A 24563-nucleotide genomic window follows, 5' to 3' on the forward strand; every position below is an offset into this window, starting at 1 on the left:
TGAAACCTGTAGGAGCGAGGCTTGCCCGCGATAGTGTCTTCACAGACACCGCACAAATAAAAATCGCAGCCTTGGCTGCGATTTTTTATGGCTAGCGACAGCCCGGATTATTTGTCCTTGAACTGCGCCTCGCGCTTGGCGATAAACGCCGCCATGCCTTCCTTCTGATCCTCGGTGGCGAAGGCCGCATGGAACACCCGGCGCTCGAAACGCACGCCTTCCGACAGGCTGACTTCGAAGGCGCGGTTCACGCTTTCCTTGATCATCATGCTCACGGGCACCGATTTGGCGGCGATCAGCGCCGCGACTTTCAGCGCTTCGTCCAGCAGCTCATCGGCCGGCACGATACGCGCGACGATGCCGCAACGCTCGGCTTCCACCGCATCGATAAACCGCCCGGTCAGGCACATTTCCATGGCCTTGGCCTTGCCCACCGCGCGGGTCAGGCGCTGGGTGCCGCCCATGCCCGGCAGCACGCCGAGGTTGATTTCCGGCTGGCCGAACTTGGCGTTGTCGCCGGCCAGGATGAAGTCGCACATCAGCGCCAGCTCGCAGCCACCGCCCAGGGCAAAACCGTTGACCGCGGCGATGATCGGCTTGCGCCGGTTGGCCACCCGGTCACTGTCGCTGAACAGGTCGTCCATGTAGATCTGCGGGTAGGTCAGCTCGGCCATTTCCTTGATGTCGGCACCGGCGGCGAAGGCCTTCTTCGAGCCGGTGAGGACGATGCAGCCGATCCGTGGATCGGCTTCCAGGCTGTCCAGGGCCTGGTTCACTTCGCTGACGATCTGCGCATTGAGGGCGTTCAGCGCCTGCGGGCGGTTGAGGGTGATCAGGCCGACGCGGTCCTTGATCTCCAACAGAATGGTTTCGTAACTCATGGATCAGCTCCTGCTAAAAGTCAGAGGTTGCGCGAAATGACCATGCGCTGAATGTCGCTGGTGCCTTCGTAGATCTGGCAGACCCGCACGTCGCGGTAGATGCGCTCCAGCGGAAAGTCGTTCAAGTAGCCATAGCCGCCCAGGGTTTGCAAGGCGGCGGAACAGACCTTCTCGGCCATTTCCGAGGCGAACAGCTTGGCCATCGACGCCTCCACCAGCGCCGGCTTGCCGCTGTCGCGCAGGGTCGCGGCGTAGTGCACCATCTGCCGCGCCACGGCGATCTGGGTGGCCATGTCCGCCAGGCGGAAAGCCACCGCCTGATGCTCGATGATCGGCTTGCCGAAGCTCTGCCGTTCGCGGGCATAGTCACGGGCAGCCTCGAAGGCCGCACGGGCCATGCCCACCGATTGCGAGGCAATGCCCACGCGGCCGCCTTCGAGGTTGGCCAGGGCGATCTTGTAGCCCTCGCCCTCCTCGCCCAGGCGGTTGGCCACCGGCACCTTCACATCCTCGAAGAGAATCTGGCAGGTGTCGGAGGCATGCTGGCCGAGCTTGTCCTCCACCCGCGCGACGCTGTAGCCCGGCGCGTCGGTGGGCACGATAAAGGCGCTGATGCCGCGCTTGCCGGCCGCCGGGTCGGTCACCGCGAACACGATCACCACCCCGGCGTTCTGCCCGGAGGTAATGAACTGCTTGCAGCCGTTGAGCACGTAATGGTCGCCCTCCAACCGCGCCCGGGTTTTCAGGCTGCTGGCGTCGGAGCCGGCCTGGGGTTCGGTCAGGGCGAAGGCGCCGAGCATCGCACCGCTGGCCAGGGGCTTGAGGAAACGCTCCTTCTGCTCGTCGTTGCCGAACTTGAGGATCGGCACGCAGCCCACCGAGTTGTGCACGCTCATGATGGTCGAGCAGGCGCCGTCGCCGGCGGCGATCTCTTCCAGGGCCATGGCATAGGCCAGGTAGCCGGTGTCGCAACCGCCCCACTGCTCCGGCACCAGCATGCCGAAGAAGCCCAGCCCGGCCATCTCGCCGATGGCCTCGCGAGGGAAGCGATGCTCGCGGTCCCATTCGGCGGCGAACGGCTTCAAGCGTTCCTGGGCGAACTGCCGGGCCGCGTCGCTGATCTGCTGTTGTTCGTCATTAGGCAGCATGGTGATTCCTTAATACAGGCATTCGACGGCCATGGCCGTGGCTTCGCCGCCGCCGATGCAGATCGCCGCGACGCCACGCTTCAGGCCTTTCTGGCGCAGGGCCGAGAGCAGGGTCACGAGGATCCGCGCGCCGGACGCGCCGATCGGGTGGCCCAGGGCGCAGGCGCCGCCGTGGACGTTGACCTTGTCGTGGGGGATTTCCAGCTTCTGCATGGTGACCAGGCTGACCACGGCAAAGGCTTCGTTGATTTCGAACAGCTCGACCTGGTCCAGCGACCAGCCGGTCTTCTTCAGCAGTTTCTTGATCGCCCCGACCGGCGCCACCGGGAACAGTCCCGGGGTATCGGCGAACGCCGCATGACCGTGGATCACCGCCAGGGGCTTGAGGCCACGTTTCTCGGCCTCGGAACGGCGCATCAGCACCAGGGCCGCGGCGCCGTCGGAGATCGAACTGGAGTTGGCCGCGGTGACGGTGCCACCGTCGCGGAACGCCGGTTTCAGCGTGGCGATCTTGTCGAGCTTGGCCTTGGGCGGCTGTTCGTCGTCGCTGATGGTCTGCTGTTCCTTGCCGACAGTGACCTGCAGCGGCACGATTTCCGCCTTGAAGCTGCCGTCCTTGATCGCCTGTTGGGCGCGGGTCAGCGAGGCCACGGCGAAGGCGTCCTGGGCTTCGCGACTGAAGCCGTTGGTCTCGGCGCAGTCTTCGGCGAAGGTGCCCATCAGGCGGCCCTTGTCGTAGGCGTCTTCGAGACCGTCGAGGAACATATGGTCGAGCACCCGCCCGTGGCCCATGCGGTAGCCGCTGCGGGCGCGATCCAGCAGGTACGGCGCGTTGGACATGCTTTCCATGCCGCCGGCGATCACCACCTCGGCGCTGCCGGCCAGCAGCATGTCGTGGGCGGCGATGGTCGCGGCCATGCCGGAGCCGCACATCTTGTTCAGGGTGGTGCAGCGGGTGGCCTTGTCCAGCCCGGCGCCCAGCGCCGCCTGACGGGCCGGCGCCTGGCCGAGACCGGCCGGCAGCACGCAGCCGAACAGCACTTCATCGACGCTGTCGCTGGCCACCCCAGCGCGCTCCACCGCGGCCTTGATCGCGGCGGCGCCGAGTTGCGGCGCGGTCAGGCTTTTCAGCTCGCCCTGGAAACCGCCCATCGGGGTGCGGACGGCGCTGACGATAACGATCGGATCTTGGTTCATGAAGAGTCCTCCTTACTTGGCTGCCATGCGCAAGGCGCCGTCGAGACGGATCACCTCGCCATTGAGCATGCTGTTGCTAATGATATGCCCGACCAGCGCGGCGTACTCGTCCGGCTTGCCCAGGCGTGGCGGGAACGGCACGCCGGCGGCCAGGGAAGCGCGGACTTCGTCGCTCATGCCGGCCATCATCGGGGTTTCGAAAATGCCCGGGGCGATGGTCATCACCCGGATACCGTAGCGCGCCAGTTCGCGGGCGGCCGGCAGGGTCAGGCTGGCGATCGCGCCCTTGGACGCGGCATAGGCGGCCTGGCCGATCTGCCCGTCGAAGGCTGCCGCCGAAGCGGTGTTGATGATTACCCCGCGCTCGCCGTCGGCGTTCGGTTCGCTATTGGCGATGGCCGCGGCGGCCAGTCGCATCAGGTTGAAACTGCCGATCAGGTTGACGTTGATCACCTGGCTGAAGCTGGCCAGGGCATGCGGACCGTGCTTGCCGAGGATCTTCTCGCCGCGCACGATCCCGGCGCAGTTGACCAGCCCATGCAGGCTGCCGAACGCCTTGAGCGTGGCCTGCACCGCCGCTTCGGCGGCCGCTTCGTCAGTGATATCGGCGACCGTGCTCCGGCAGCCGAGCTGCTGCGCCTGGGCCGCGACGGCCTCGGCATTGAGGTCCACCAGCATCACCTGGGCGCCGGCCTTGACCAGCATCTGCGCGGTGGCCGCACCGAGACCGGAAGCGCCGCCGCTGACGAGAAAAACCTTGTTTTCGATGTGCATCATGAGTTCCTGGGTAATTCAGGCCGAAGCCTTGTGCGCCGCGGCCTCTTGAGCCTTGGCGATTTCCTGGTTGCGCAGGATGAAGCGCTGCAACTTGCCGCTTGGGGTTTTCGGCAATTCGCTGACAAATTCGATTTCACGGGGGTACGAGTGCGCGGCCAGGCGCTTGCGCACATGCTGGCGCAGCTCTTCGGCCAGCTCCGGCGCGGCGCGGTATTGCGGGCTGAGCACGACGAAGGCCTTGACCAGCTCGGTGCGCTCCGGATCGGGCTTACCGATCACCGCCGCCTCGACCACCGCCGGGTGCTCGATCAGCGCGCTTTCCACGTCGAACGGGCCGACCCGGTAACCCGAGGTGGTGATCACATCGTCACTGCGGCCGACGAAGCTGATGCTGCCGTCCGGGTTCAGCTCCACGGTGTCGCCGCTGAGGTAGTAGTTACCGACGAAGGCCTTGGTCACCACACCGTCGTAGCCGTTGAACCAGCACATCGGCGACTGGCTGCGGTCGATGGCGAGGATCCCCGGCTGGCCCACCGACAGTTCCTGGTGCTGCTCGTCGAGCACCACGATGCGGTGGCCCGGCGAGGCGAAACCGGCCGCGCCGACATGCACCGGATGCTCCAGGCCATGGTGGTTGCACAGGACCATGCCCAGCTCGGTCTGGCCGTAATGGTCATGGATCACCACGCCGAGGTTGTCGGCGAACCAGCGGATCACCTCCGGGTTCAGCGGCTCGCCGGCGCTGCTGACGATGCGCAGCTTGCCCTTGATCGAGCGGGCGAACTCGTCGCCGCCGGCAATCAGCAGGCGGTAGGCGGTCGGCGAACCGGTGAGGTTGCTGATCCCGTATTTGTTGATCACCCGGCAGGTGCTTTCCAGGGTGAAGGGCCCATCGTAGAAGGTGATCGGGTGGCCCAGGCCCAACGGGCCGGTGACGCCAAAATAGATGCCGTAGGCCCAGCCCGGGTCGGCGACGTTCCAGAACGCGTCCTCGGGACGCAGGTCGACGGCGTCGCGGGTGTAGCTCTGGAACGCGACGATGGCCTTGAGCGGCACGTACAGGGCCTTGGACGGGCCGGTGGTGCCGGAGGTGAACATCAGCAGGAACGGGTCTTCGCCCGTCAGCAGCACGGGTTCGCACTGCGCCGGGTAATTGGCCAGTTCGGCCCAGAAACTGAAATCGCCACGGACGATGCCCTGGCCCTTGGCGCCCGCGACCGTGACGATGGTCGGGCAGTCGGCCACCTCATTGAGCTTTGGCCGGTTGACCGCGTCGGTCACCACCACTTTGGCCCCGGAGCTGTTCAGGCGGTGTTCGATGGCCTTGGGGCCGAAGGCGGTGAACAGCGGCTGGTAGACCGCGCCGATGCGCCAGGTGGCGAGCACCGCGATCAGCAGTTCGACGTTGCGCGGCAGCAGGCCGGCGACCTTGTCGCCCTTGCCCACGCCCTGGGCCAGGAGGAAGTTGGCGAAACGCGCGGCCTGCCCCTGCAACTCGCTGAAGGTGTAGGTCGCGCTACTGCCGTCGCGGCCCTCCCAGAACAGCGCGATGCGCCCCGGCAAGGCGTGCCGGTCACAGCATTCGACGCAGGCATTGAGTGCCGACAAGGAGCCCTGCAGGGCCGCATCGACGGTGTGCTGGTAATTGAAGTGTGCCGTGGCAGACAGGTAATCGCGCATTGCCAGAATCCCTCGCTGTTCTTATTAGGATGGGAACTACAAAAACATCGGGCAAATACTGGCGCCACGGCCCGGGCGGGACAATGGTCAAAGCTTTCAAGTTGCGTGACTGGTTTGGCCAAGAACCCCATGGCGGTCAAGGCGCCCTGTAGCCGCTGCCAAGCGACAGCGAGGCTGCGATCGACCCGCGTAGCGGTCGCAACCGAGGCAACGCATTCAGCCTGACACACCGCAAGCTCAGGTTTTGCGGCAACTGCGTTGCCGATCGCAGCCTCGCGCTGCTCGACAGCGGCTACAGGGATGCGCTCAAGTCGGGTCGTTGAGGATCAGGCTGCGGTAATGCCCGGGGTTGGAGCCGGACCATTTGCGAAAGGCTTTGTAGAACGAACTGGCGTCGGCGAAGCCCAGGCGGCTGGCGATTTCCGTGAAGCTGATCTGCGGCTCGGCCAGCCAGGCGATCGCCAGTTCCTTGCGCACCCCGTCCTTGATTCCCTGGTAGGTCTGCCCCTCTTCCGCCAGGCGGCGACGCAGGGTCGAGGCCGACATGCACAGGCTGTGGGCCAGGCTCTCGGTTTCCGGCCACTGCGCGGCGGGCAGCTGGCGCAGATCGTGCTTGATGCGGCTGGCCAGGCTCTGCGGGTCGCGGTATTTGACCAGGATATTGGCCGGCGCCTGGGCCAGGAAACGCTTGAGCTCCTCGTCAGTGCGCTTGATCGGCAGGTCCAGGCAGTCGGCGGCGACGATCATCCGCGTGCGCGGCCGGTCGAACCGCAGGTTCTGCGAGAACATCACCTGGTAGTCGTCGCAGAAATCCGGCTCCGGGCAGCGCAGCTCGATGGCCAGGATCGGGATGCGTCGCCCGGCCAGCCAGCAGGCCACGCCGTGGACGATCATCCAGTAGGTGAAATAGGTGAAGGCCCGGCGCGGCGCCTGCTCGTCCTCCAGCAGGACGATCTCCGCCAGGCTCTGCTGGCGCACCAGCTGGGCCGGCAGGTGTTCGAGCATCAGCGACAGGAACGCCAGCCCGGACTCCAGGCCCGCCGCCAGGTTCTGCCGGGCCATCGCGGTGCGGCAAAGAAACTCCAGGCTGCCGGACTTGAGCTTGCGCGGGTCCATGCCGAAGAACTCGTCGTCCGTGCGCCGGGCCAGCAGGCGCCACAGCCGGGCATAGGCCACCGCCGGCACGCGGGCGGCGCTGACGTCCAGCCGGGCCGGGTCGATGCCGACCTTGAGCAGCACTTCTTCGCTGGCGGCACCCGGGGCGCAGCTTTGCAGCAGCGCTTCGCGCACCAGTTGCATGGAGATCGTGTCTTTTTCCGACATCGCGCGTAACTGCTTCCTGCATAAGGAGATTTGTCGGTCATCTTAGGCAGTGACGAGGAAAAAGCCAGTGGGCTTTTGGCTAAGCGGCCCATCTCGTTCCGTCCCGGCTCCTGAACTTTGTGCGCCGCTGCCTGCAGTGCTCTGCGCAGCGACAGGCTGCCGCCCATTCGCCGTCGCCCCAGGCAGATAAGCCTCAGCACACCGAAAGAAAAATCCCTTACAAGTCCTGATCTTGCCTTCGCCACAAAAAGATAAATCTCATTAACGCCAAAAAATTGTAAGCGTTCTTGTACATTCCGTTTTTAATAATCAATCTTAAATAGGATTTAATCTCATCAAACCCAAAGAGTGATTCTCATGGATAGCAAAGCCCCCTCCTCCTTGCCACAGCACCGTCTGCTGGCCCCCACAATAGGCCTCGCCATCGTCTCTGCCTCCGGTCTCACCGCTGCTGGCGAACGGCAGAACGTCTTGCAACTGGACAACATCAAGGTCGAGGCGGAGGAAGGCAAAGGCTACAAGACCGAACGTTCGTCTTCCGCCAAGTACGTGGCGCCGCTGCTGGACACCCCGCAGACCATCACCGTGGTGCCGCCCAAGCTGATCCAGGAACAGCAGGCGCTGAGCCTGCGCCAGGTGCTGTCGAACGTGTCCGGTATCACCTTCAACGCCGGCGAAGGCGGTGGCGGCTCGGGGGACAGCATCAACATCCGCGGCTTCTCGGCCAACAGCAACCTGCAGATCGACGGCCTGCGCGACAGCGCGCAGACCAACCGTTCCGACACCTTCAACGTCGAGCAGGTGGAGGTCATCAAGGGCCCCAACTCGGTGTTCGGCGGCGCCGGCACCACCGGTGGCAGCATCAACCTGGTCAGCAAGCAACCGAAAAACCAGGCGTTCACCCGCCTCGGCGGCAGCCTCGGCACCTACAACTACTACCGCCTGACGTTGGACAGCAACCAGCCCCTGGAAGGCGTCGGCCAGGACAGCGCGGTACGGATCAACCTGATGGGCCATCAGAACGATGTGCCCGGCCGCGACAAGATCGACCGCGAGCGCTGGGGCATCGCGCCGTCGTTGCGCCTGGGTTTCAGCGACGCCACCCGGCTGACCCTCAGCGCCTTCCACCAGACCGACGACAACCTGCCCGACTACGGCGTACCGGCGCTGGACGGCAAGAAGCTGGCCGGGGTCAAGCGCGATGCCTATTTCGGCTGGAAGAATCTGGACAAGGAGCAGATCGAACAGAACGCCTTCACCGCCGATTTCGAGCATGACTTCAGCGACCACCTGCGCCTGCAGAACCTCACGCGCTACAGCCGCACCGCGCGCGACACCATCGTCTCGGCGTCCCATGTCAACACCAGCGGCGTGCCGGCGGGCCGCTACCGTCCGGCCGGGCCCCAGGCCTACGGGCGCGACGCCACCACCGAGATGTGGATCAACCAGAGCAACCTGATCGGCGACTTCGAGTTCGCCGGCATGCGCCACGACCTGGTGGCGGGCGTGGAACTGTCCCGGGAAACCCTCGACCTGAAGACCTACAACCATGGCCTGGGCAGCGCGCTGTATCCGCGCGACGGCTATGCCCTGGGCAGCCCGCCCGGGCGCTGGAACGGCCCGGTCAACAAGGCCACCAGCGGCTATACCGAGACCACCCTCAAGGGCCAGGCGTACTACCTGTTCGATACCATCGCCCTGAGCGAGCGCTGGGACCTCAACCTCGGCCTGCGCTACGACAAGATCAAGGGCGACGTCGACAAATACTCGGGCAGCCATGTGAAAAGCGAGAGCCTGGTCTCGGACACGAACAAGGCCAGCGCCCGCACCGGCCTGGTGTTCAAACCGACCGAAAACGGGCGCATCTATGCCGCCTGGGGCAACTCCTTCAACCCGTCCGCCGAGAACCTGGCCTCGACCGGCGGCGGCTTGAGCAAGGGCAACCAGGACCTGGCGCCGGAGAAGAACGAAACCTGGGAACTGGGCACCAAGTGGGAATTGCTGGACAAGCGCCTGGAACTGGACGGGGCGCTGTTTCGCGTAGAGAAGAGCAACGCCCGGGAAACCATGGCCGACGGTTCGACCCAACTGGCCGGCAAGCAGCGGGTGCAGGGTGTGGAAATCGGCGTCACCGGGCATGTCACCGAGCAGTGGGACGTGTTCGCCAACTACACCTTCCTCGACAGCGAAACCCTGAAAGCGGCGAACACCACCTCGGGTATCGCGCGCAAGGGCCAGGCCCTGGGCAACACGCCGCCGCGTTCGCTCAATCTGTGGACCACCTACGAACTGCCGGCCGGCTGGACCCTGGGTTACGGCACTCGCTATGTCAGCGAGCGCAACGTGACCTCCAGCACCCGCGCCAAGCTGGACGCCTACTGGGTGCACAACGCCATGCTCGGCTACAAGGTCAACCACAACCTCGACCTGCAGCTGAACGTCAACAACCTGTTCGACAAGGACTACGTGGAACGGGTGCGCCAGCAGAACGGCTCGACCGCGCGCTCCTCGGCCATCGAATACGGCGACGCGCGCGCGGCGATCATGTCGGCCACCTATAGCTTCTGACCCCTCCCGTCAGCGCGAAGCCCCGGTCGACCTGGGTTTCGCCGCTGTCATCGGCACCTTCTCGCCGTTCTCCGGCCCAGGCCGCCACGGCAAAAAAAACCAATACGTTATCTCCCCGGCTTTACCCGGCGCGAACGGGCGAATCCTTGGCCCATGGCGGCTTGCGCCGGGTGGAGGATTTCATCGCAGTGCAAAAAAGTATCGATTCGAGTGTCAGGGATGATTTGTCAGCGCGGGCGTTGAGGGCTGTAATCAGCCGCACATTCTTCCCTGCATCCGGAAGACACAACAACAATAACCGTCCTTCTGCCGCCCACCGGGCCCGGAAGAGGAGTGCACGATGAAACCCTGCATTACCGCCCTGCTCGTCACCACCTGCATGACCCTGAGCGGCGTCAGCCTCGGCGCCCAGACCCTGACCATCGCCACCGTCAACAACAGCGACATGATCCGCATGCAGAAACTCTCGAAAGCCTTCGAGAGCGAGCACCCGGAGATCAAGCTGAACTGGGTGGTGCTCGAAGAGAACGTGCTGCGCCAGCGCCTGACCACCGACATCGCTACCCAGGGCGGACAGTTCGACGTGCTGACCATCGGCATGTACGAAGCCGCCCTCTGGGGCGCCAAGGGCTGGCTGCAACCGATGCAGGACCTGCCCGCCGCCTATGACCTGCAGGACATCTTCCCCGCGGTGCGCGAAGGCCTGTCGGCCAAGGGTACGCTGTACGCCCTGCCGTTCTACGCCGAAAGCTCGATGACCTACTACCGCACCGACCTGTTCAAGGACGCCGGCCTGGTCATGCCCGAGCACCCGACCTGGGAGCAGATCGGCGAATTCGCCGGCAAGCTCAACAAGCCCGAGCAGGAGCAGTACGGCCTCTGCCTGCGCGGCAAGGCCGGCTGGGGCGAGAACATGGCCCTGATCACCACCCTGGCCAACGGTTTCGGCGCGCGCTGGTTCAATGAGCAGTGGCAGCCGGAATTCACCGGGACCGAATGGAAGAACGCCCTGACCTTCTACGTCGACACCATGAAAAAAGCCGGCCCGCCCGGCGCCTCCAGCAACGGTTTCAACGAGAACCTGGCGCTGTTCAACAGCGGCAAGTGCGCGATCTGGGTCGACGCCAGCGTCGCCGGCTCCTTCGTCACCGACAAGTCGCAGAGCAAGGTCAGCGAACACGTCGGCTTTACCTACGCCCCGCAACAGGTGACCGACAAGGGCAGCGCCTGGATGTACTCCTGGGCACTGGCGATCCCCACCAGCTCCAAGGCCAAGGATGCCGCGCAGACCTTCGCCACCTGGGCCACCTCCAAGGAGTACGGGGCCCTGGTCGCCGAGAAAGACGGCATCGCCAACGTGCCGCCGGGCACCCGCGCCTCGACCTACAGCGAGGCCTATATGCAGGCCGCGCCATTCGCCAGGGTGACCCTGGAATCGCTGAAAGTCGCCGACCCGACTAAGCCGACCCTCAAGCCGGTGCCCTACATCGGTATCCAGTTGGTGACCATTCCCGAGTTCCAGGCCATCGGCACCCAGGTCGGCAAGCTGTTCTCCGCCGCGCTGATCGGCCAGACCACGGTCGACCAGGCCCTGGCCGCCGCCCAGCAGACCACCGAACGCGAAATGAAACGCGCCGGCTATCCCAAGTAATCCCCCAAAACCTGTAGGAGCGAGCTTGCTCGCGAAAAACGTCAAGACAGCGCATTCACCCAGGTTGGGCGCGTTATCGTTGACGACCATCGCGAGCAAGCTCGCTCCTACAGGGAACCGCGTTACGCGTACCTGAACGGTTGTGATCGCCATGAATACCTCGACTGCCAAAGCTCATTTGCCAATGCCCCAGGTCGCGCGCAAGCGCCGCCTGCTCAACCCCGGCTGGTTCCTGGTCAGCCCCTCGGTGGCGCTGTTGCTGCTGTGGATGATCGTGCCGCTGGGCATGACCCTGTACTTCTCGCTGATCCGCTACAACCTGCTGTACCCCGGGGAAAACCAGTTCGTGGGACTTGAGAATTTCAGCTACTTCCTCAGCGATTCGGGCTTTTTGCCCGGGGCCGGCAACACCCTGCTGCTGGTGGGCAGCGTGCTGCTGATCAGCGTGGTGTTCGGGGTACTGATCAGCGCTCTGCTGGAAGCCAGCGAGTTCCTCGGCCGCGGCATTGTCCGGGTGCTGCTGATCTCGCCGTTCTTCATCATGCCCACGGTGGGCGCGCTGATCTGGAAGAACCTGATCTTCCACCCGGTGTCGGGGATTCTCGCCGCCGTGTGGAAGCTGTTCGGCGCCCAGCCGGTGGACTGGCTGGCTCACTACCCGCTGCTGTCGATCATCATCATTGTCTCCTGGCAGTGGCTGCCGTTCGCCATCCTGATCCTGATGACCGCCATGCAGTCGCTGGACCAGGAGCAGAAGGAAGCCGCACGCCTGGATGGCGCCGGGGCCATCGCGATCTTCTGGCACCTGACCCTGCCGCACCTGGCGCGGCCCATCGCGGTGGTGGTGATGATCGAGACCATCTTCCTGCTCTCGGTGTTCGCCGAAATCTTCACCACCACCAACGGCGGCCCGGGCTACGCCTCGACCAACCTCGCCTACCTGATCTACAACCAGGCGCTGGTGCAGTTCGACGTGGGCATGGCCTCGGCCGGCGGCCTGATCGCCGTGGTCATCGCCAATATCGCCGCGATCATCCTGGTGCGGATGCTCGGCAAAAACCTGACTGACAAGCCCTGAGGTGCGCGCCATGACCCTGCAACAATCCCGCCGCCTGCAAAGCCTGCTGCTCGGCACCCTGGCCTGGGCCATCGCCATCCTGATTTTCTTTCCGATCTTCTGGATGCTGCTGACCAGCTTCAAGACCGAAATCGATGCCTTCGCCACGCCGCCGCAGTTCATTTTCACGCCGACGCTGGAGAATTACCTGCACATCAACGAGCGCAGCAACTACCTGGCCTTCGCCTGGAACTCAGTGGTGATCTCCTTTAGCGCCACCGCCCTGTGCCTGCTGATCGCGGTGCCGGCGGCCTATTCCATGGCCTTCTTTGAAACCCGCAACACCAAGCGCACCCTGCTGTGGATGCTGTCGACCAAGATGCTGCCGCCGGTGGGCGTGCTGATGCCGATCTACCTGCTGGCCAAGAGCTTTGGCCTGCTGGACACGCGCATCGCGCTGATCCTGATCTACACCCTGATCAACCTGCCGATCGTGGTCTGGATGATTTACACCTACTTCAAGGACATCCCCCGGGACATCCTCGAGGCCGCGCGGCTGGACGGTGCGACGCTAGGCCAGGAAATGCTCCGGGTGCTGCTGCCGATCGCCAAGGGCGGGCTGGCCTCCACCGTGCTGCTGTCGCTGATCCTGTGCTGGAACGAGGCGTTCTGGTCGCTGAACCTGACCTCGTCCAACGCCGCGCCGCTGACCGCGCTGATCGCCTCCTACTCCAGCCCCGAAGGGCTGTTCTGGGCCAAGCTCTCGGCGGTCTCGACCCTGGCCTGCGCGCCGATCCTGATCTTCGGCTGGATCAGCCAGAAACAACTGGTGCGCGGCCTGTCCTTCGGCGCCGTGAAATAACCAGACGACCCACTACCTGTAGCCGCTGCCGAAGGCTGCGATCGAGCCGCAGGCTCGCCAGCGACCGCACAGACGCCCAGGCCCCTGCGGTGCCTATCGCAGCCTGCGGCAGCGGCTACACCGAAATTCTGAAATCCGGAGAGATTCCATGGCCAACCTGAAAATCAAGAATCTGCAAAAAGGCTTCGAAGGTTTTTCCATCATCAAGGGCATCGACCTGGAGGTGCGCGACAAGGAGTTCGTGGTCTTCGTCGGCCCCTCGGGCTGCGGCAAGTCCACCCTGCTGCGGTTGATCGCCGGCCTGGAGGAAGTCAGCGGCGGCACCATCGAACTGGATGGTCGCGACATCACCGAGGTCAGCCCGGCCAAGCGCGACCTGGCCATGGTGTTCCAGACCTACGCCCTGTACCCGCACATGAGCGTGCGCAAGAACATGTCCTTCGCCCTGGACCTGGCCGGTGTGGCGAAAGCCGAGGTGCAACAGAAGGTCAACGAAGCCGCGCGCATCCTCGAACTGGGGCCGATGCTGGAGCGCAAGCCCAAGCAGCTGTCCGGCGGCCAGCGCCAGCGCGTGGCCATCGGCCGGGCCATCGTGCGCAACCCGAAGATCTTCCTGTTCGACGAGCCGCTGTCCAACCTCGACGCCGCGCTGCGGGTGCAGATGCGCCTGGAGCTGGCGCGCCTGCATAAAGAGCTGCAGGCGACCATGATCTACGTGACCCACGACCAGGTCGAAGCCATGACCCTGGCCGACAAGGTGGTGGTGCTCAACGGCGGCCGCGTGGAACAGGTGGGCTCGCCGCTGGAGCTGTACCACAGCCCGGCCAACCTGTTTGTCGCCGGCTTCCTCGGCACGCCGAAGATGGGCTTCCTCAAGGGCCGGCTGAGCCGGGTCGATGGCCAGGGCTGCGAGGTGCTGCTGGAGGCCGGCACCCGCATCCAGCTGCCACAGCGCGGCGCCCACCTGAGCGTCGGCAGCCCGGTGACCCTGGGCATCCGTCCCGAGTACCTGGAACTGGCCCGCCCCGGCGACTGCACCCTGCAGGTCACCGCCGACGTCAGCGAGCGCCTGGGCAGCGACACCTTCTGCCACGTCGTCACCGCGTCCGGCGAAGCGCTGACCCTGCGTATCCGCGGCGACCTGGCCAGCGCCTATGGCCAGCAACTGAACCTGCACCTGGACGCCGAACACTGCCACCTCTTCGATGCCGACGGCGTGGCCGTGGCCAGGCCGCTGCGCGCCGCCGCCTGAACGAGAACCGAACGATGAAACTGAACCGACACAACCTCCACCGCCTGGCCCCTGAAGCGCGGCTGCCCGCCTACGACCTGGCCGAGACCCGGCAAGGCATGGTGCATATCGGCGTCGGTGGTTTCCACCGGGCGCACCAGGCCTATTACACCGATGCCCTGATGAACACCGGCGAAGGCCTGGACTGGAGCATCTGCGGGGTCGGCCTGCGCGCCGAGGACCGCCGCGCCCGCGACGACCTGGCCGGCCAGGACTATCTGTTCACCCTGTTCGAGCTGGGCGACAGCGACGCCGCCGAAGTGCGGGTGATCGGCGCCATTAGCGACATGCTGCTGGCCGAGGACGGCGCCCAGGCGCTGATCGACAAACTGGCCGACCCGCAGATCCGTATCGTCTCGCTGACCATCACCGAGGGCGGTTACTGCATCGACGACAGCAGCGGCGAGTTCATGGCCCACCTGCCGCAGATCCAGCATGACCTGGCCCACCCGCAGCAGCCGAAGACCGTGTTCGGTTTTCTCTGCGCGGCCCTGGCCCAGCGCCGGGCAGTCGGGGTCCCGGCCTTTACCCTGATGTCCTGCGATAACCTGCCGCACAACGGCGCGGTGACCCGCAAGGCGCTGCTGGCCTTCGCCCGCCAGCGCGACGCCGACCTGCACGACTGGATCGCCGCCAACGTCAGCTTTCCCAACGCCATGGTCGACCGCATCACGCCCATGACCAGCACCGCCCACCGCCTGCAACTGCACGACCAGCACGGTATCGACGACGCCTGGCCGGTGGTCTGCGAGCCCTTTGCGCAATGGGTGCTGGAAGACCAGTTCGTCAGCGGCCGGCCGGCCTGGGAAAAGGTCGGCGTGCAATTCACCGACGACGTCACGCCCTACGAGGAGATGAAGATCAAGCTGCTCAACGGCAGCCACCTGGCCCTGACCTACCTGGGGTTCCTCAAGGGTTATCGGTTTGTCCACGAGACCATGGCCGACCCGCTGTTCGTCGCCTATATGCGCGCCTACATGGACCTGGACGTGACCCCGCAACTGGCGCCGGTGCCGGGCATCGACCTGGACGACTACAAGGACACCCTGGTGGCGCGCTTCTCCAACCGGGCGATTGCCGACCAGCTGGAGCGGGTCTGCTCCGACGGCTCGTCGAAGCTGCCCAAGTTCACCGTGCCGACCCTCAACCGCCTGATCGCCGACGGCCGCGACACCGAGCGCGCTGCCCTGGTGGTCGCCGCCTGGGCCCTGTACCTCAAGGGCGTGGACGAAAACGGCGACACCTACGCCATTCCCGATCCGCGTGCCGCGTTCTGCCAGGCGCTGGTGGCGGATGACGCGCTGATCGGCCAGCGGCTGTTGGCGGTCGAGGAAATCTTCGGCCCGGCGATCCCCGCCAGCGCCGCATTCACCGCGGCCTTCGAGCGCTGCTACAGCAGCCTGCGCGACAACGGCGTGACCCACACCCTGGAGCGGGTATTGGCCCGGGGCCGCTGATGCTTGCCTGTCGCCGATGCATTTCTCCAGACAGATCGCGGACCCAGGCTTTGCGATTGCTACGCAATCGATCGCAGCCTCGCGAGCTCGGCAGCGGCTACACGGCCACCGCAAACCCTGTAGCCGCTGCCGAAGGCTGCGATCGGCTGCGTAGCGGCCGCAAGGCCTGCCGATGCGTTTCTCCAGACAGATCGCGAGCTCAGGTTTTACGATTGCTACGCAATCGATCGCAGCCTCGCAGGCTCGGCAGCGGCTACACGGCCACCACNACCCTGTAGCCGCTGCCGAAGGCTGCGATCGGCGGCGTAGCCGACGCAAATCCTGCCGACGCGTTTCTCCAGACAGATCGCGGATTCAGGTTTTGCGGTTGCGTTGCAACCGATCGCAGCCTCGCAGGCTCGGCAGCGGCCACACCGCCACCGCGAACCCTGTAGCCGCTGCCGAAGGCTGCGATCGGCGGCGCAGCCGACGCAAATCCTGCCAACGCGTTTCTCCAGGCAAATCGAGGGCTCAGGTTTTGCGATTGCTCCGCAATCGATCGCAGCCTCGCAGGCTCGGCAGCGGCTACACGGCCACCGCGAATCCTGTAGCCGCTGCCGAAGGCTGCGATCGGCGGCGTAGCCGACGCAAATCCTGCCAACGCGTTTCCTCAGGCAAATCTCGGACTCAGGTTTTGCGCTTGCTGCGCAATCGATCGCAGCCTCGCAGGCTCGGCAGCGGCTACATAGCCACCGCAAACCCTGTAGCCGCTGCCGAAGGCTGCGATCGGCTGCGTAGCGGCCGCAAGGCCTGCCGATGCGTTTCTCCAGGCAGATCGCGGATTCAGGTTTTGCGATTGCTCCGCAATCGATCGCAGCCTCGCAGGCTCGGCAGCGGCTACAGTGGGTTTGATTTGAATTTTGTGCAGGTTCATCCATGACGACGCAACAGCTTTTCTTCGGCATCGACTGCGGCACCCAGGGCACCAAGGCCGTCGTCCTCGACGCCGCCAGCGGTGACGTACTGGGCCTGGGCGCGGCGCCCCACAGCCTGATCAGCGGCGCCAATGGCCGCCGCGAACAGGACGTCGGGCAATGGCGCGAGGCGTTTGCCCTGGCCACCCGCCGGGCGTTATTGGCGGCGGGTGTCAGCGGCCTGGACATCCTCGGCATCGGCGTGTCCGGCCAGCAGCACGGCCTGGTCCTGCTCGACCCACAGGGCCAGGTGCTGCGCCCGGCCAAGCTCTGGTGCGACACCGAATCCACCCCGCAGAACCAGCGCCTGCTGGATTACCTGGGCGGCGAACAGGGCTCCCTGGAGCGCCTCGGCGTGGCGATTGCCCCCGGCTACACGGTGTCGAAACTGCTGTGGACCCGGGAGCAGCATCTGCAGATATTCCAGCGCATCGCCCATGTGCTGCTGCCCCACGACTACCTGAACTACTGGCTGACCGGCCGCTGCTGCAGCGAATACGGCGATGCCTCGGGCACCGGCTATTTCAATGTGCGGACCCGGCAATGGGACCTCGCGCTGCTCAGGCACATCGACCCCGACGGCCGCCTGGAAGCCGCCTTGCCGGAACTGCTCGAAGCCCACCAGCCAGTGGGCACCCTGCTGCCGGAGATCGCCCGGCAACTGGGCCTCAACCCGCGGGCGCTGGTGTCCAGCGGTGGCGGCGACAACATGCTGGGGGCCATCGGCACCGGCAATATCCAGCCCGGGGCGATCACCATGAGCCTGGGTTCTTCCGGCACCCTGTACGCCTATGCCGAGCAACCCCGGGTCAGCGCGGACGCCGCGGTGGCGACCTTCTGTTCCTCCAGCGGCGGCTGGCTGCCGCTGATCTGCACCATGAACCTGACCAATGCCACGAGCGCGGTGCGCGAACTGTTCGAGCTGGATATCGACGCCTTCAACCAACGGGTGGCGCAGGCGCCGATCGGCGCCGAGGGCGTGTGCATGCTGCCGTTCCTCAACGGCGAGCGGGTCCCCGCCCTGCCCCATGCCAGCGGCAGCCTGCTGGGCCTGACCGCCAACAACCTGACCCGGGCCAACCTGTGCCGCGCGGTGGTCGAAGGCACCACCTTCGGCCTGCGCTACGGCCTGGACCTGCTGCGCCACAACGGCCTGCAAAGCCAGAGCATCCGCCTGATCGGCGGCGGTTCGAAAAGCCCGCTGTGGCGGCAGATGGTCGCCGATATCATGCACACCCCGGTGGTCTGCACCGAGCAGAGCGAAGCGGCGGCCCTGGGCGCGGCGATCCAGGCGGCCTGGTGCGAGTCGCACCACAGCGGCCAGGCACAGAGCCTGGCACAGCTGTGCCAGCGCTGCGTGAGGCTCGATGCAAGCAGCGAAACCTTGCCGATAGCGGCCAATGTCGCGGCCTACCAGCAAGCCTATGAAGGCTACCAACAGCATGTGGCAACCCTTTTGAAGAGCGAATGACTATGTACCTGGTCTGTGGTGAAGCACTGTTCGATTTTTTCAGCCAAGACGATGCCAGCGGTCGGGCATCGCGGGTCAACTTCCAGGCAATCGCCGGCGGTTCGCCCTTCAATGTCGCGGTGGGTTTGCGCCGCCTGGGGGTGGACGCGGCGCTGTTCGCCGGGCTGTCCACCGACTACCTCGGCCGGCGCCTGTTACAGGTGCTGCGCGACGAAGGCGTGGGCGAAGACTACCTGCTGCACGTCCAGGCGCCGACCACCCTGGCGATGGTCGCGGTGGGCGCCGACGGCTCGCCGCAATACAGCTTTCGTGGCGAAGGCTGCGCCGACCGCCAGTTGCAACTGGCCGACCTGCCGCCGCTCGACAGCCGGGTGCGCGGCCTGCATATCGGCTCGTTTTCCCTGGTGGTGCAGCCGATCGCCGATACCCTGCTGGCGCTGGTGCGCCGCGAGCGTGGCCAGCGCCTGATCAGCCTCGACCCCAACGTGCGCCTCAACCCGGCCCCGGACATCCAGCTGTGGCGCCAGCGCATCGACACCCTGGTCCGGCTGGCCGACCTGATCAAGGTCAGCGACGAGGATTTGCACCTGCTCTACCCCGACCAGGACCCGCAGCACGTGATCGAAGGCTGGCTGCAGCATCACTGCCAGCTGGTGTTCCTGACCCGCGGCGCAGAGGGCGCGACGGTGTTCAGTCGGGCACATGGCCGCTGGTCGGCGCCGGCCATGCCGATTAAGATGGCCGACACCGTGGGCGCCGGCGACACCTTCCAGGCCGCTCTGATTGCCTGGCTGACCGAACGACAGCTGGATTCGTTGGAGGGTGTGGCGGGCTTGAGCCGGGACCAGATCGACCAGATGCTCAGGTTCGCCATCCGCGCCGCGGCGCTGACCTGTGGCAAGACCGGACCGGACCTGCCCTATCGCCACCAACTGAACTGATCGCAGGAGCGCCACGCGGCGCTCCCATCGACCCGAATAGAGCCTTGCCTTTGACCCGCTTCGCCTATGCCGCCGTAGTACTCCCCCTCGTCCTGACCGGCTGTGCGACCTCGCCGCCGGCCAACCCCAACGACATCTGCGAAATCTTTCGCGAGAAAAGCGACTGGTACAAGGCGGCCAAGGCCACCGAAGAGAAATGGGGGGTGCCGATCCAGGTGCCGCTGTCGATCATCTACCAGGAATCGAGCTTCAAGCAGGACGCCTTGCCGCCACGCAAATACCTGTTGTGGGTGATTCCCTGGGGCCGGGTCAGCACGGCGGCCGGCTACCCGCAGGCCAAGGACGAAGTCTGGGGCGACTATCAGCGCAAGGGCGACAACTACTGGGCCAGCCGCACCAACTTCGCCGACGCCACCGACTTTATCGGCTGGTACATGGACCAGACCACGCGGGTCAACGGCGTGACCAAGCAGGACGCCTACCGCCAGTACCTGAACTACCACGAAGGCTGGGGCGGCTACCGCCGGCAGACCTATACGGCCAAGCCCTGGCTGCAGACCGTGGCGATGAAGGTGCAAAGCCGCTCCAGCCTGTACGGCCAGCAATACGCCGGTTGCCGGGAAGAACTGAACCGCGGCTTCTGGAGCCGCTTCTGGGATTGGTTGTAAGCGCCTGACGCGGATCTCCCCGCCTCCTTCGCGCTCCGTAGCCGCTGCCGAGCACCGCGAGGCTGCGACCGGCTGCAACGCAGCCGCCCAACCAGCGCACGCGCTGCACCTGATGCAACGCGGTTACCGGGTTTGCGACGGCTGCGCCGTCGATCGCAGCCTCGCAGGCTCGGCAGCGGCTAAACAGCCACCACAAACCCTGTAGCCGCTGCCGAAGGCTGCGATCGGCTGCGCAGCAGCCGCAAGGCCTGCCGACGCGTTTATCCAGGCAGCTCGCGGGTTCAGCTTCCGGCAGCGCCGTCAGAGGATCGAGAAGTTGTAGCTGACGATCAGCCGCGTCTCGTCCACGTCCCGGGCGAACTTCTCGTAGTTGCTGCGGTAGGTGGCGTTACGCAAACGCAGGCTGACGTCCTTGAAGGTGCCGCTCTGCACCACGTACTTGAGTTCGCTGTCGCGTTCCCACTCGCGGCCTTCCTGGTCGCTGCCTGGGACCTTGATATGGTCGCCGCTGACATAGCGGGTCAGGAAGCTCAGGCCGTTGATGCCGATGGCCTTGAAGTCGTAGTCATAGCGCAGCTGCCAGGAACGCTCCTGGGCGGCGGCGAAGTCGTTGACCTGCACGTAGTTGACCAGGTACGGGTTGCTGCCATCGAGGTACGGCATCGAGTTGTCGCCGTTCATGCGCTGCCAGCCGGCGCTGAAGGTGTGGCCGTCGATGGCGTAGCCGAGCATGCCGCTCAGGGCGCGGTTGTCGATGGAACCGGCGCGCTCGGCGCCACTGTCGGCACTCTTGAGCAGGCGCAGGTCGGCCTTGAGTACGCCCGGGCCCAGCGGCTGGTTGGCCAGCAGGCCGATGAAGTGCTGGCGGTAGATGTCTGCAAGCTCCCCGTAGTGATACTGGCCGGTCAGGCGATCGTTGAACTTGTAGTCGATGCCGTACATGTCGAAATGGTCGGCGGTGACGTTGCAGGCGTAACGCTTGTTCTTGCAGTGCACGCGGATGTCCTGGGCGTCCGTGGAATCCCGGGCGGTATAGCGGTCCAGGCGCGCGGCCATGAACGTCAGGTCCTTGATCTCCTTGGAGGTGAGCATGGCGCCATTGAACAGGGTCGGCAGCAGGCGCCCGTCGTTGTACTTGAGCAGCGGCAGGTCCGGCAGCAGCGCGCCGTACTTGAGCACGCTCTGCGACACGCGCACCTTGGCGGTCAGGCCGAGCTTGGCGTACTGGTCCTTGGAGCCCCGCGGGTCCTGGCCGCTGGACGGCAGCAGGCCGCTGTTGCTGCGGTCGGGGCTGGAGTCGAGCTTGAAGCCGAGCATGCCCAGCGCGTCGATACCAAAACCGACGGTGCCTTCGGTGTAGCCCGATTGCAGGTTGAGAATGAAGCCCTGGGCCGCCTCTTCGCGCTTGGAAGCGCCCTGATCGTTGCTGGTATGACCGTCGCGGAAGTCACGGTTGAAGTAGAGGGTGCGCGACTCGAGCTTGGCGCTGCTGTCTTCGAAGAAGCCCGCGGCCTCGGCCTGGGCAGTAAATCCCGCGCACAGGCAAAGGACGCCGAGGCCCACCGTTGGATAACGCAGCGGTCGGAATGAGTGCAGCAAAGGGAAAGGGGGACGCATGAAAAGCTCCAGCAGTGCATCGGTAACGCGGATGAAAGAAAGGCAATAGCAATCCATCTGGCGAATCATTTCTGGCCAGGTGAATTGATCAAATCAATGTTGACCCGCAATGATGGCAGATGGCTTTGACGGGCTACACTCGACTTTAGTCTGAAGCTGCTACAGCCTTTGGCACTTCCCGCGCTCTTCCAGCGCACTGCCCCGCCTGCGATAAAGCGATCATTTCCAACACTTTTTTCCGTCGTGGAGGCCCTTGACCGAGGCGCCATTCATTGGGCGATTCCAGAAGTTTTGGATCCAAGCAAGCGTCCGCCGACGATAAAAACGCTGTTTTTTTCACTCAAAAAACTACCGTTCGTCGGCTTTATTTGCCCTTACGAGTTTTGTATCAAGGAATTGACACAATGCTTTCACCACCCTTTCAGACTAACTATCTATTTGATTTTAAAAACAATTAATTAATTTATAAAAGGATACAAAACGCCATCGTCATTTATACAACACGGCAAAACGCCAATTAACCGTCTCCGTGCTGTGGTAGTGTCAAAAAAAGAACGCGAAAAGGACTTGCACCTATTCAGTTCTTTAAGAAGTGGGCAGAAAAAACTCACTCATTACCCATCACGGATGAGGTTCCTCCCTTGGATGTCAGCGTTTTTGGTACCGGCTACGTCGGCCTAGTACAAGCAGTCGCCCTGGCCGACGTCGGCCACAACGTGGTCTGTGTCGACATCGACGGCCAGAAAGTCGCCCAATTGCAGCGCGCCATCGCGCCCATTCACGAGCCGGGGCTGACGACGCTGATCGAAGACAATCTGAAAGCCGGCCGCCTGTCCTTCACCACCCAGGCCCAGGACGCGGTGAACCATGGCGAGCTGATGTTCATCGCGGTCGGCACCCCGTCCAACGAAGACGGCTCCGCCGATCTCGACCATGTGATTGCCGTCGCCCGCGACATCGCCCGCCTGATGCACAGCGACAAGACCCTGGTGATCAAATCCACGGTGCCGGTGGGCACCGCCGACCTGGTGCTGGAAACCGTCATCGAGCAGCTCACCGACCTGGGCAAGTCCGAGCTCAAGGTGCATGTGGTGTCCAACCCCGAGTTCCTCAAGGAAGGCAGCGCGGTGGCCGACTGCATGCGTCCGGACCGGATCATCGTCGGCTGCGCCCATGACAAGCCGCGCCAGCAGTTGAGCGAGCTGTACGCGCCGTTCAACCACAACCGCGACCGCCTGATGTTCATGGATAACCGCAGCGCCGAGCTGGTGAAGTACGCCGCCAACGCGATGCTCGCCACGCGCATCAGCTTCATGAACGAAATGGCCAACCTGGCCGAGCGCCTGGACGTCGACATCAGCGCCGTGCGCAAGGGCATCGGCGCCGACCCGCGGATCGGCTACCACTTCATCTACCCGGGCGCCGGCTTTGGCGGCTCGTGTTTCCCCAAGGACCTCAAGGCGCTGATCCACACCGCCGAGAGCCATGGCCTGGAGCCGCACATGCTCAAGACCGTGCGCGACGTCAATGAGCAGCAGCGCCACGTGCTGTTCCGCAAGCTCAAGGCGCATCTGGGCGACGACCTGCGCGGCAAGGTCATCGCCCTCTGGGGGCTGGCCTTCAAGCCCAACACCGACGACATGCGCGAAGCCACCAGCCGCTACCTGATGGAAGCGCTGTGGGAGGCCGGCGCCACGGTGCATGCCTACGACCCGGAAGCCATGACCGAATGCCGGCGCCTGTACGGCTACCGCCCCGACCTGCAGCTGTGCGCGACCCGCGACGACACCCTGCAATGCGCCGATGCGCTGGTGATCTGCACCGAGTGGAAGGCCTTTCGCGTGGTCGATTTCAACCAGCTGCGCGAGCGCCTCAAGGCACGGCTGATCGTCGACGGGCGCAACCTCTACAACCCGCAACAGGCGGCGGATGCCGGCCTGCATTACCTGAGCATCGGACTACCCTATCGTCTACCGGGGGCGCTCTACGCATGAATATCCTGATCACCGGGGCCGCCGGTTTCATCGGCGCCCATACCGCACTGCGTTTGCTCAAGGATGGGCATCAGGTCACCGGGCTGGATAATTTCAACGACTACTACGACCCGCAACTCAAGCGCGACCGGGTGCGCTGGGTCGAGCAACAGGTGGGCGCCTTCCCGCTGTACTGCCTGGACCTGAGCGATGCCGACGCCCTCGACCGGCTGTTCGCCCAGGTCCGCCCGCAGGTGGTGATCAACCTGGCGGCCCAGGCCGGGGTGCGTTATTCCCTGGAAAACCCCAAGGCCTACCTGGACAGCAACCTCGGCGGCTTTCTCAACCTGCTGGAAATGTGCCGGCGCTACCCGGTCGAGCACCTGATCTACGCCTCGTCCAGCTCGGTATACGGCGCCAACCATCACACGCCGTACAAGGTCAGCGACAACGTCGACCATCCGCTGTCGCTGTACGCCGCGAGCAAGAAGGCCAACGAGCTGATGGCCCACAGCTACAGCCACCTGTTCGACGTGCCGGCCACCGGCCTGCGCTTCTTTACCGTGTACGGCCCCTGGGGCCGCCCGGACATGTCGCCGATCCTGTTCGCCCAGGCCATCTGCGAAGGCCGGCCGCTGAAGCTGTTCAACTACGGCATGCACCAGCGCGACTTCACCTACATCGACGACATAGTCGAATCCCTGGTACGGCTGCTGGGTAAACCGCCAGTGCGCGACCCGCTGTGGAACCGCGACCAGCCCGACCCGGCCACCAGCATGGCGCCCTGGCGCCTGTTCAATATCGGCGGGCAGCGCCCGGTGGAACTCAAGGACTACGTCGCCACCCTGGAGCAACTACTCGGGCGCAAGGCGCTGGTCGAGTACCTGCCGCTGCAACCCGGCGATGTGCTGAACACCTGCGCCGATGCCAGCGCCCTGGAGAACGTCACCGGTTTCGGCCCGCAGGTGCCCCTGGCCGAAGGCCTGGGACGCTTCGTCGACTGGTTCCAGAGCTACTACCGGCCGCCACGGGACTGACGAATCACACC

Annotated in this window: 18 protein-coding genes; 11 read left to right on the forward strand and 7 right to left on the reverse strand. The window is 64.8% G+C overall.

Annotated elements, in window-relative coordinates; all coding sequences use genetic code 11:
- Positions 1-107 precede the first annotated feature (107 nt).
- The 6 genes from PVZ78_RS17055 to PVZ78_RS17080 all read right to left on the reverse strand — a co-directional run bounded on the left by PVZ78_RS17055 (position 108) and on the right by PVZ78_RS17080 (position 7006).
- Positions 108-881, reverse strand: a complete 774-nt coding sequence (locus tag PVZ78_RS17055) for an enoyl-CoA hydratase (protein ID WP_016702909.1) — start codon at positions 879-881, stop codon at positions 108-110.
- 20 nt (positions 882-901) lie between these two features.
- Positions 902-2029: an acyl-CoA dehydrogenase gene (locus PVZ78_RS17060; protein ID WP_016702908.1), complete on the reverse strand. Its 1128-nt coding sequence runs from the start codon at positions 2027-2029 to the stop codon at positions 902-904.
- A 9-nt stretch (positions 2030-2038) separates the two neighbouring features.
- Complete coding sequence (locus tag PVZ78_RS17065) at positions 2039-3226, reverse strand: acetyl-CoA C-acyltransferase (RefSeq protein WP_009048952.1); 1188 nt, start codon at positions 3224-3226, stop codon at positions 2039-2041.
- A gap of 12 nt (positions 3227-3238) precedes the next feature.
- Complete coding sequence (locus PVZ78_RS17070) at positions 3239-4000, reverse strand: SDR family NAD(P)-dependent oxidoreductase (RefSeq protein WP_028683921.1); 762 nt, start codon at positions 3998-4000, stop codon at positions 3239-3241.
- A gap of 18 nt (positions 4001-4018) precedes the next feature.
- Positions 4019-5683 (reverse strand): AMP-binding protein, encoded by a 1665-nt coding sequence (locus PVZ78_RS17075; protein WP_273828985.1) that lies wholly within the window; start codon positions 5681-5683, stop codon positions 4019-4021.
- A gap of 306 nt (positions 5684-5989) precedes the next feature.
- The gene (locus PVZ78_RS17080; protein WP_273828986.1) at positions 5990-7006 is read right to left on the reverse strand and encodes an AraC family transcriptional regulator; all 1017 of its coding nucleotides are present in this window, start codon (positions 7004-7006) and stop codon (positions 5990-5992) included.
- Between the two features lie 357 nt (positions 7007-7363).
- On the opposite strand from PVZ78_RS17080, the gene PVZ78_RS17085 reads away from it, so the two are divergent.
- The 9 genes from PVZ78_RS17085 (at position 7364) to PVZ78_RS17125 (ending at position 19925) form a co-directional block, all read left to right on the forward strand.
- Entirely contained in the window at positions 7364-9574 is a 2211-nt protein-coding gene (locus tag PVZ78_RS17085) for a TonB-dependent receptor (RefSeq protein ID WP_273828987.1), read from the forward strand.
- A 379-nt stretch (positions 9575-9953) separates the two neighbouring features.
- Positions 9954-11225, forward strand: coding sequence for an ABC transporter substrate-binding protein (locus PVZ78_RS17090; protein WP_411268959.1), 1272 nt, complete (start codon positions 9954-9956; stop codon positions 11223-11225).
- A 151-nt stretch (positions 11226-11376) separates the two neighbouring features.
- Complete coding sequence (locus PVZ78_RS17095; RefSeq protein ID WP_023964987.1) at positions 11377-12303, forward strand: carbohydrate ABC transporter permease; 927 nt, start codon at positions 11377-11379, stop codon at positions 12301-12303.
- Positions 12304-12313: 10 nt separating this feature from the next.
- Positions 12314-13144 (forward strand): carbohydrate ABC transporter permease, encoded by an 831-nt coding sequence (locus PVZ78_RS17100; RefSeq protein ID WP_038579117.1) that lies wholly within the window; start codon positions 12314-12316, stop codon positions 13142-13144.
- Between the two features lie 148 nt (positions 13145-13292).
- Positions 13293-14396 (forward strand): ABC transporter ATP-binding protein, encoded by a 1104-nt coding sequence (locus tag PVZ78_RS17105; protein WP_273828988.1) that lies wholly within the window; start codon positions 13293-13295, stop codon positions 14394-14396.
- Between the two features lie 14 nt (positions 14397-14410).
- Positions 14411-15892, forward strand: a complete 1482-nt coding sequence (locus PVZ78_RS17110; RefSeq protein WP_273828989.1) for a mannitol dehydrogenase family protein — start codon at positions 14411-14413, stop codon at positions 15890-15892.
- 915 nt (positions 15893-16807) lie between these two features.
- On the forward strand, positions 16808-18316 hold the full coding sequence (gene xylB / locus PVZ78_RS17115; protein ID WP_273828990.1) for a xylulokinase: 1509 nt from the start codon (positions 16808-16810) through the stop codon (positions 18314-18316).
- A 2-nt stretch (positions 18317-18318) separates the two neighbouring features.
- On the forward strand, positions 18319-19257 hold the full coding sequence (locus PVZ78_RS17120; protein ID WP_028683912.1) for a carbohydrate kinase family protein: 939 nt from the start codon (positions 18319-18321) through the stop codon (positions 19255-19257).
- 50 nt (positions 19258-19307) lie between these two features.
- On the forward strand, positions 19308-19925 hold the full coding sequence (locus tag PVZ78_RS17125) for a transglycosylase SLT domain-containing protein (protein ID WP_273828996.1): 618 nt from the start codon (positions 19308-19310) through the stop codon (positions 19923-19925).
- Positions 19926-20225: 300 nt separating this feature from the next.
- On the opposite strand, the gene PVZ78_RS17130 is transcribed toward PVZ78_RS17125, so the two are convergent.
- Positions 20226-21542 carry an OprD family porin gene (locus tag PVZ78_RS17130; protein WP_038636600.1) on the reverse strand — a complete coding sequence of 439 codons (1317 nt, stop codon included), beginning with the start codon at positions 21540-21542 and terminating at the stop codon, positions 20226-20228.
- 641 nt (positions 21543-22183) lie between these two features.
- On the opposite strand from PVZ78_RS17130, the gene PVZ78_RS17135 reads away from it, so the two are divergent.
- Positions 22184-23536, forward strand: coding sequence for a UDP-glucose dehydrogenase family protein (locus PVZ78_RS17135; protein ID WP_028683909.1), 1353 nt, complete (start codon positions 22184-22186; stop codon positions 23534-23536).
- Entirely contained in the window at positions 23533-24552 is a 1020-nt protein-coding gene (locus tag PVZ78_RS17140; protein WP_009048937.1) for an NAD-dependent epimerase, read from the forward strand. Before PVZ78_RS17135 ends, PVZ78_RS17140 begins: the two co-directional genes overlap by 4 nt.
- Positions 24553-24563 lie beyond the last annotated feature (11 nt).

Origin of the sequence: Pseudomonas sp. SBT1-2 (assembly GCF_028640875.1) — a bacterium.
GTDB classification, from domain to species: domain Bacteria; phylum Pseudomonadota; class Gammaproteobacteria; order Pseudomonadales; family Pseudomonadaceae; genus Aquipseudomonas; species Aquipseudomonas chlororaphis_I.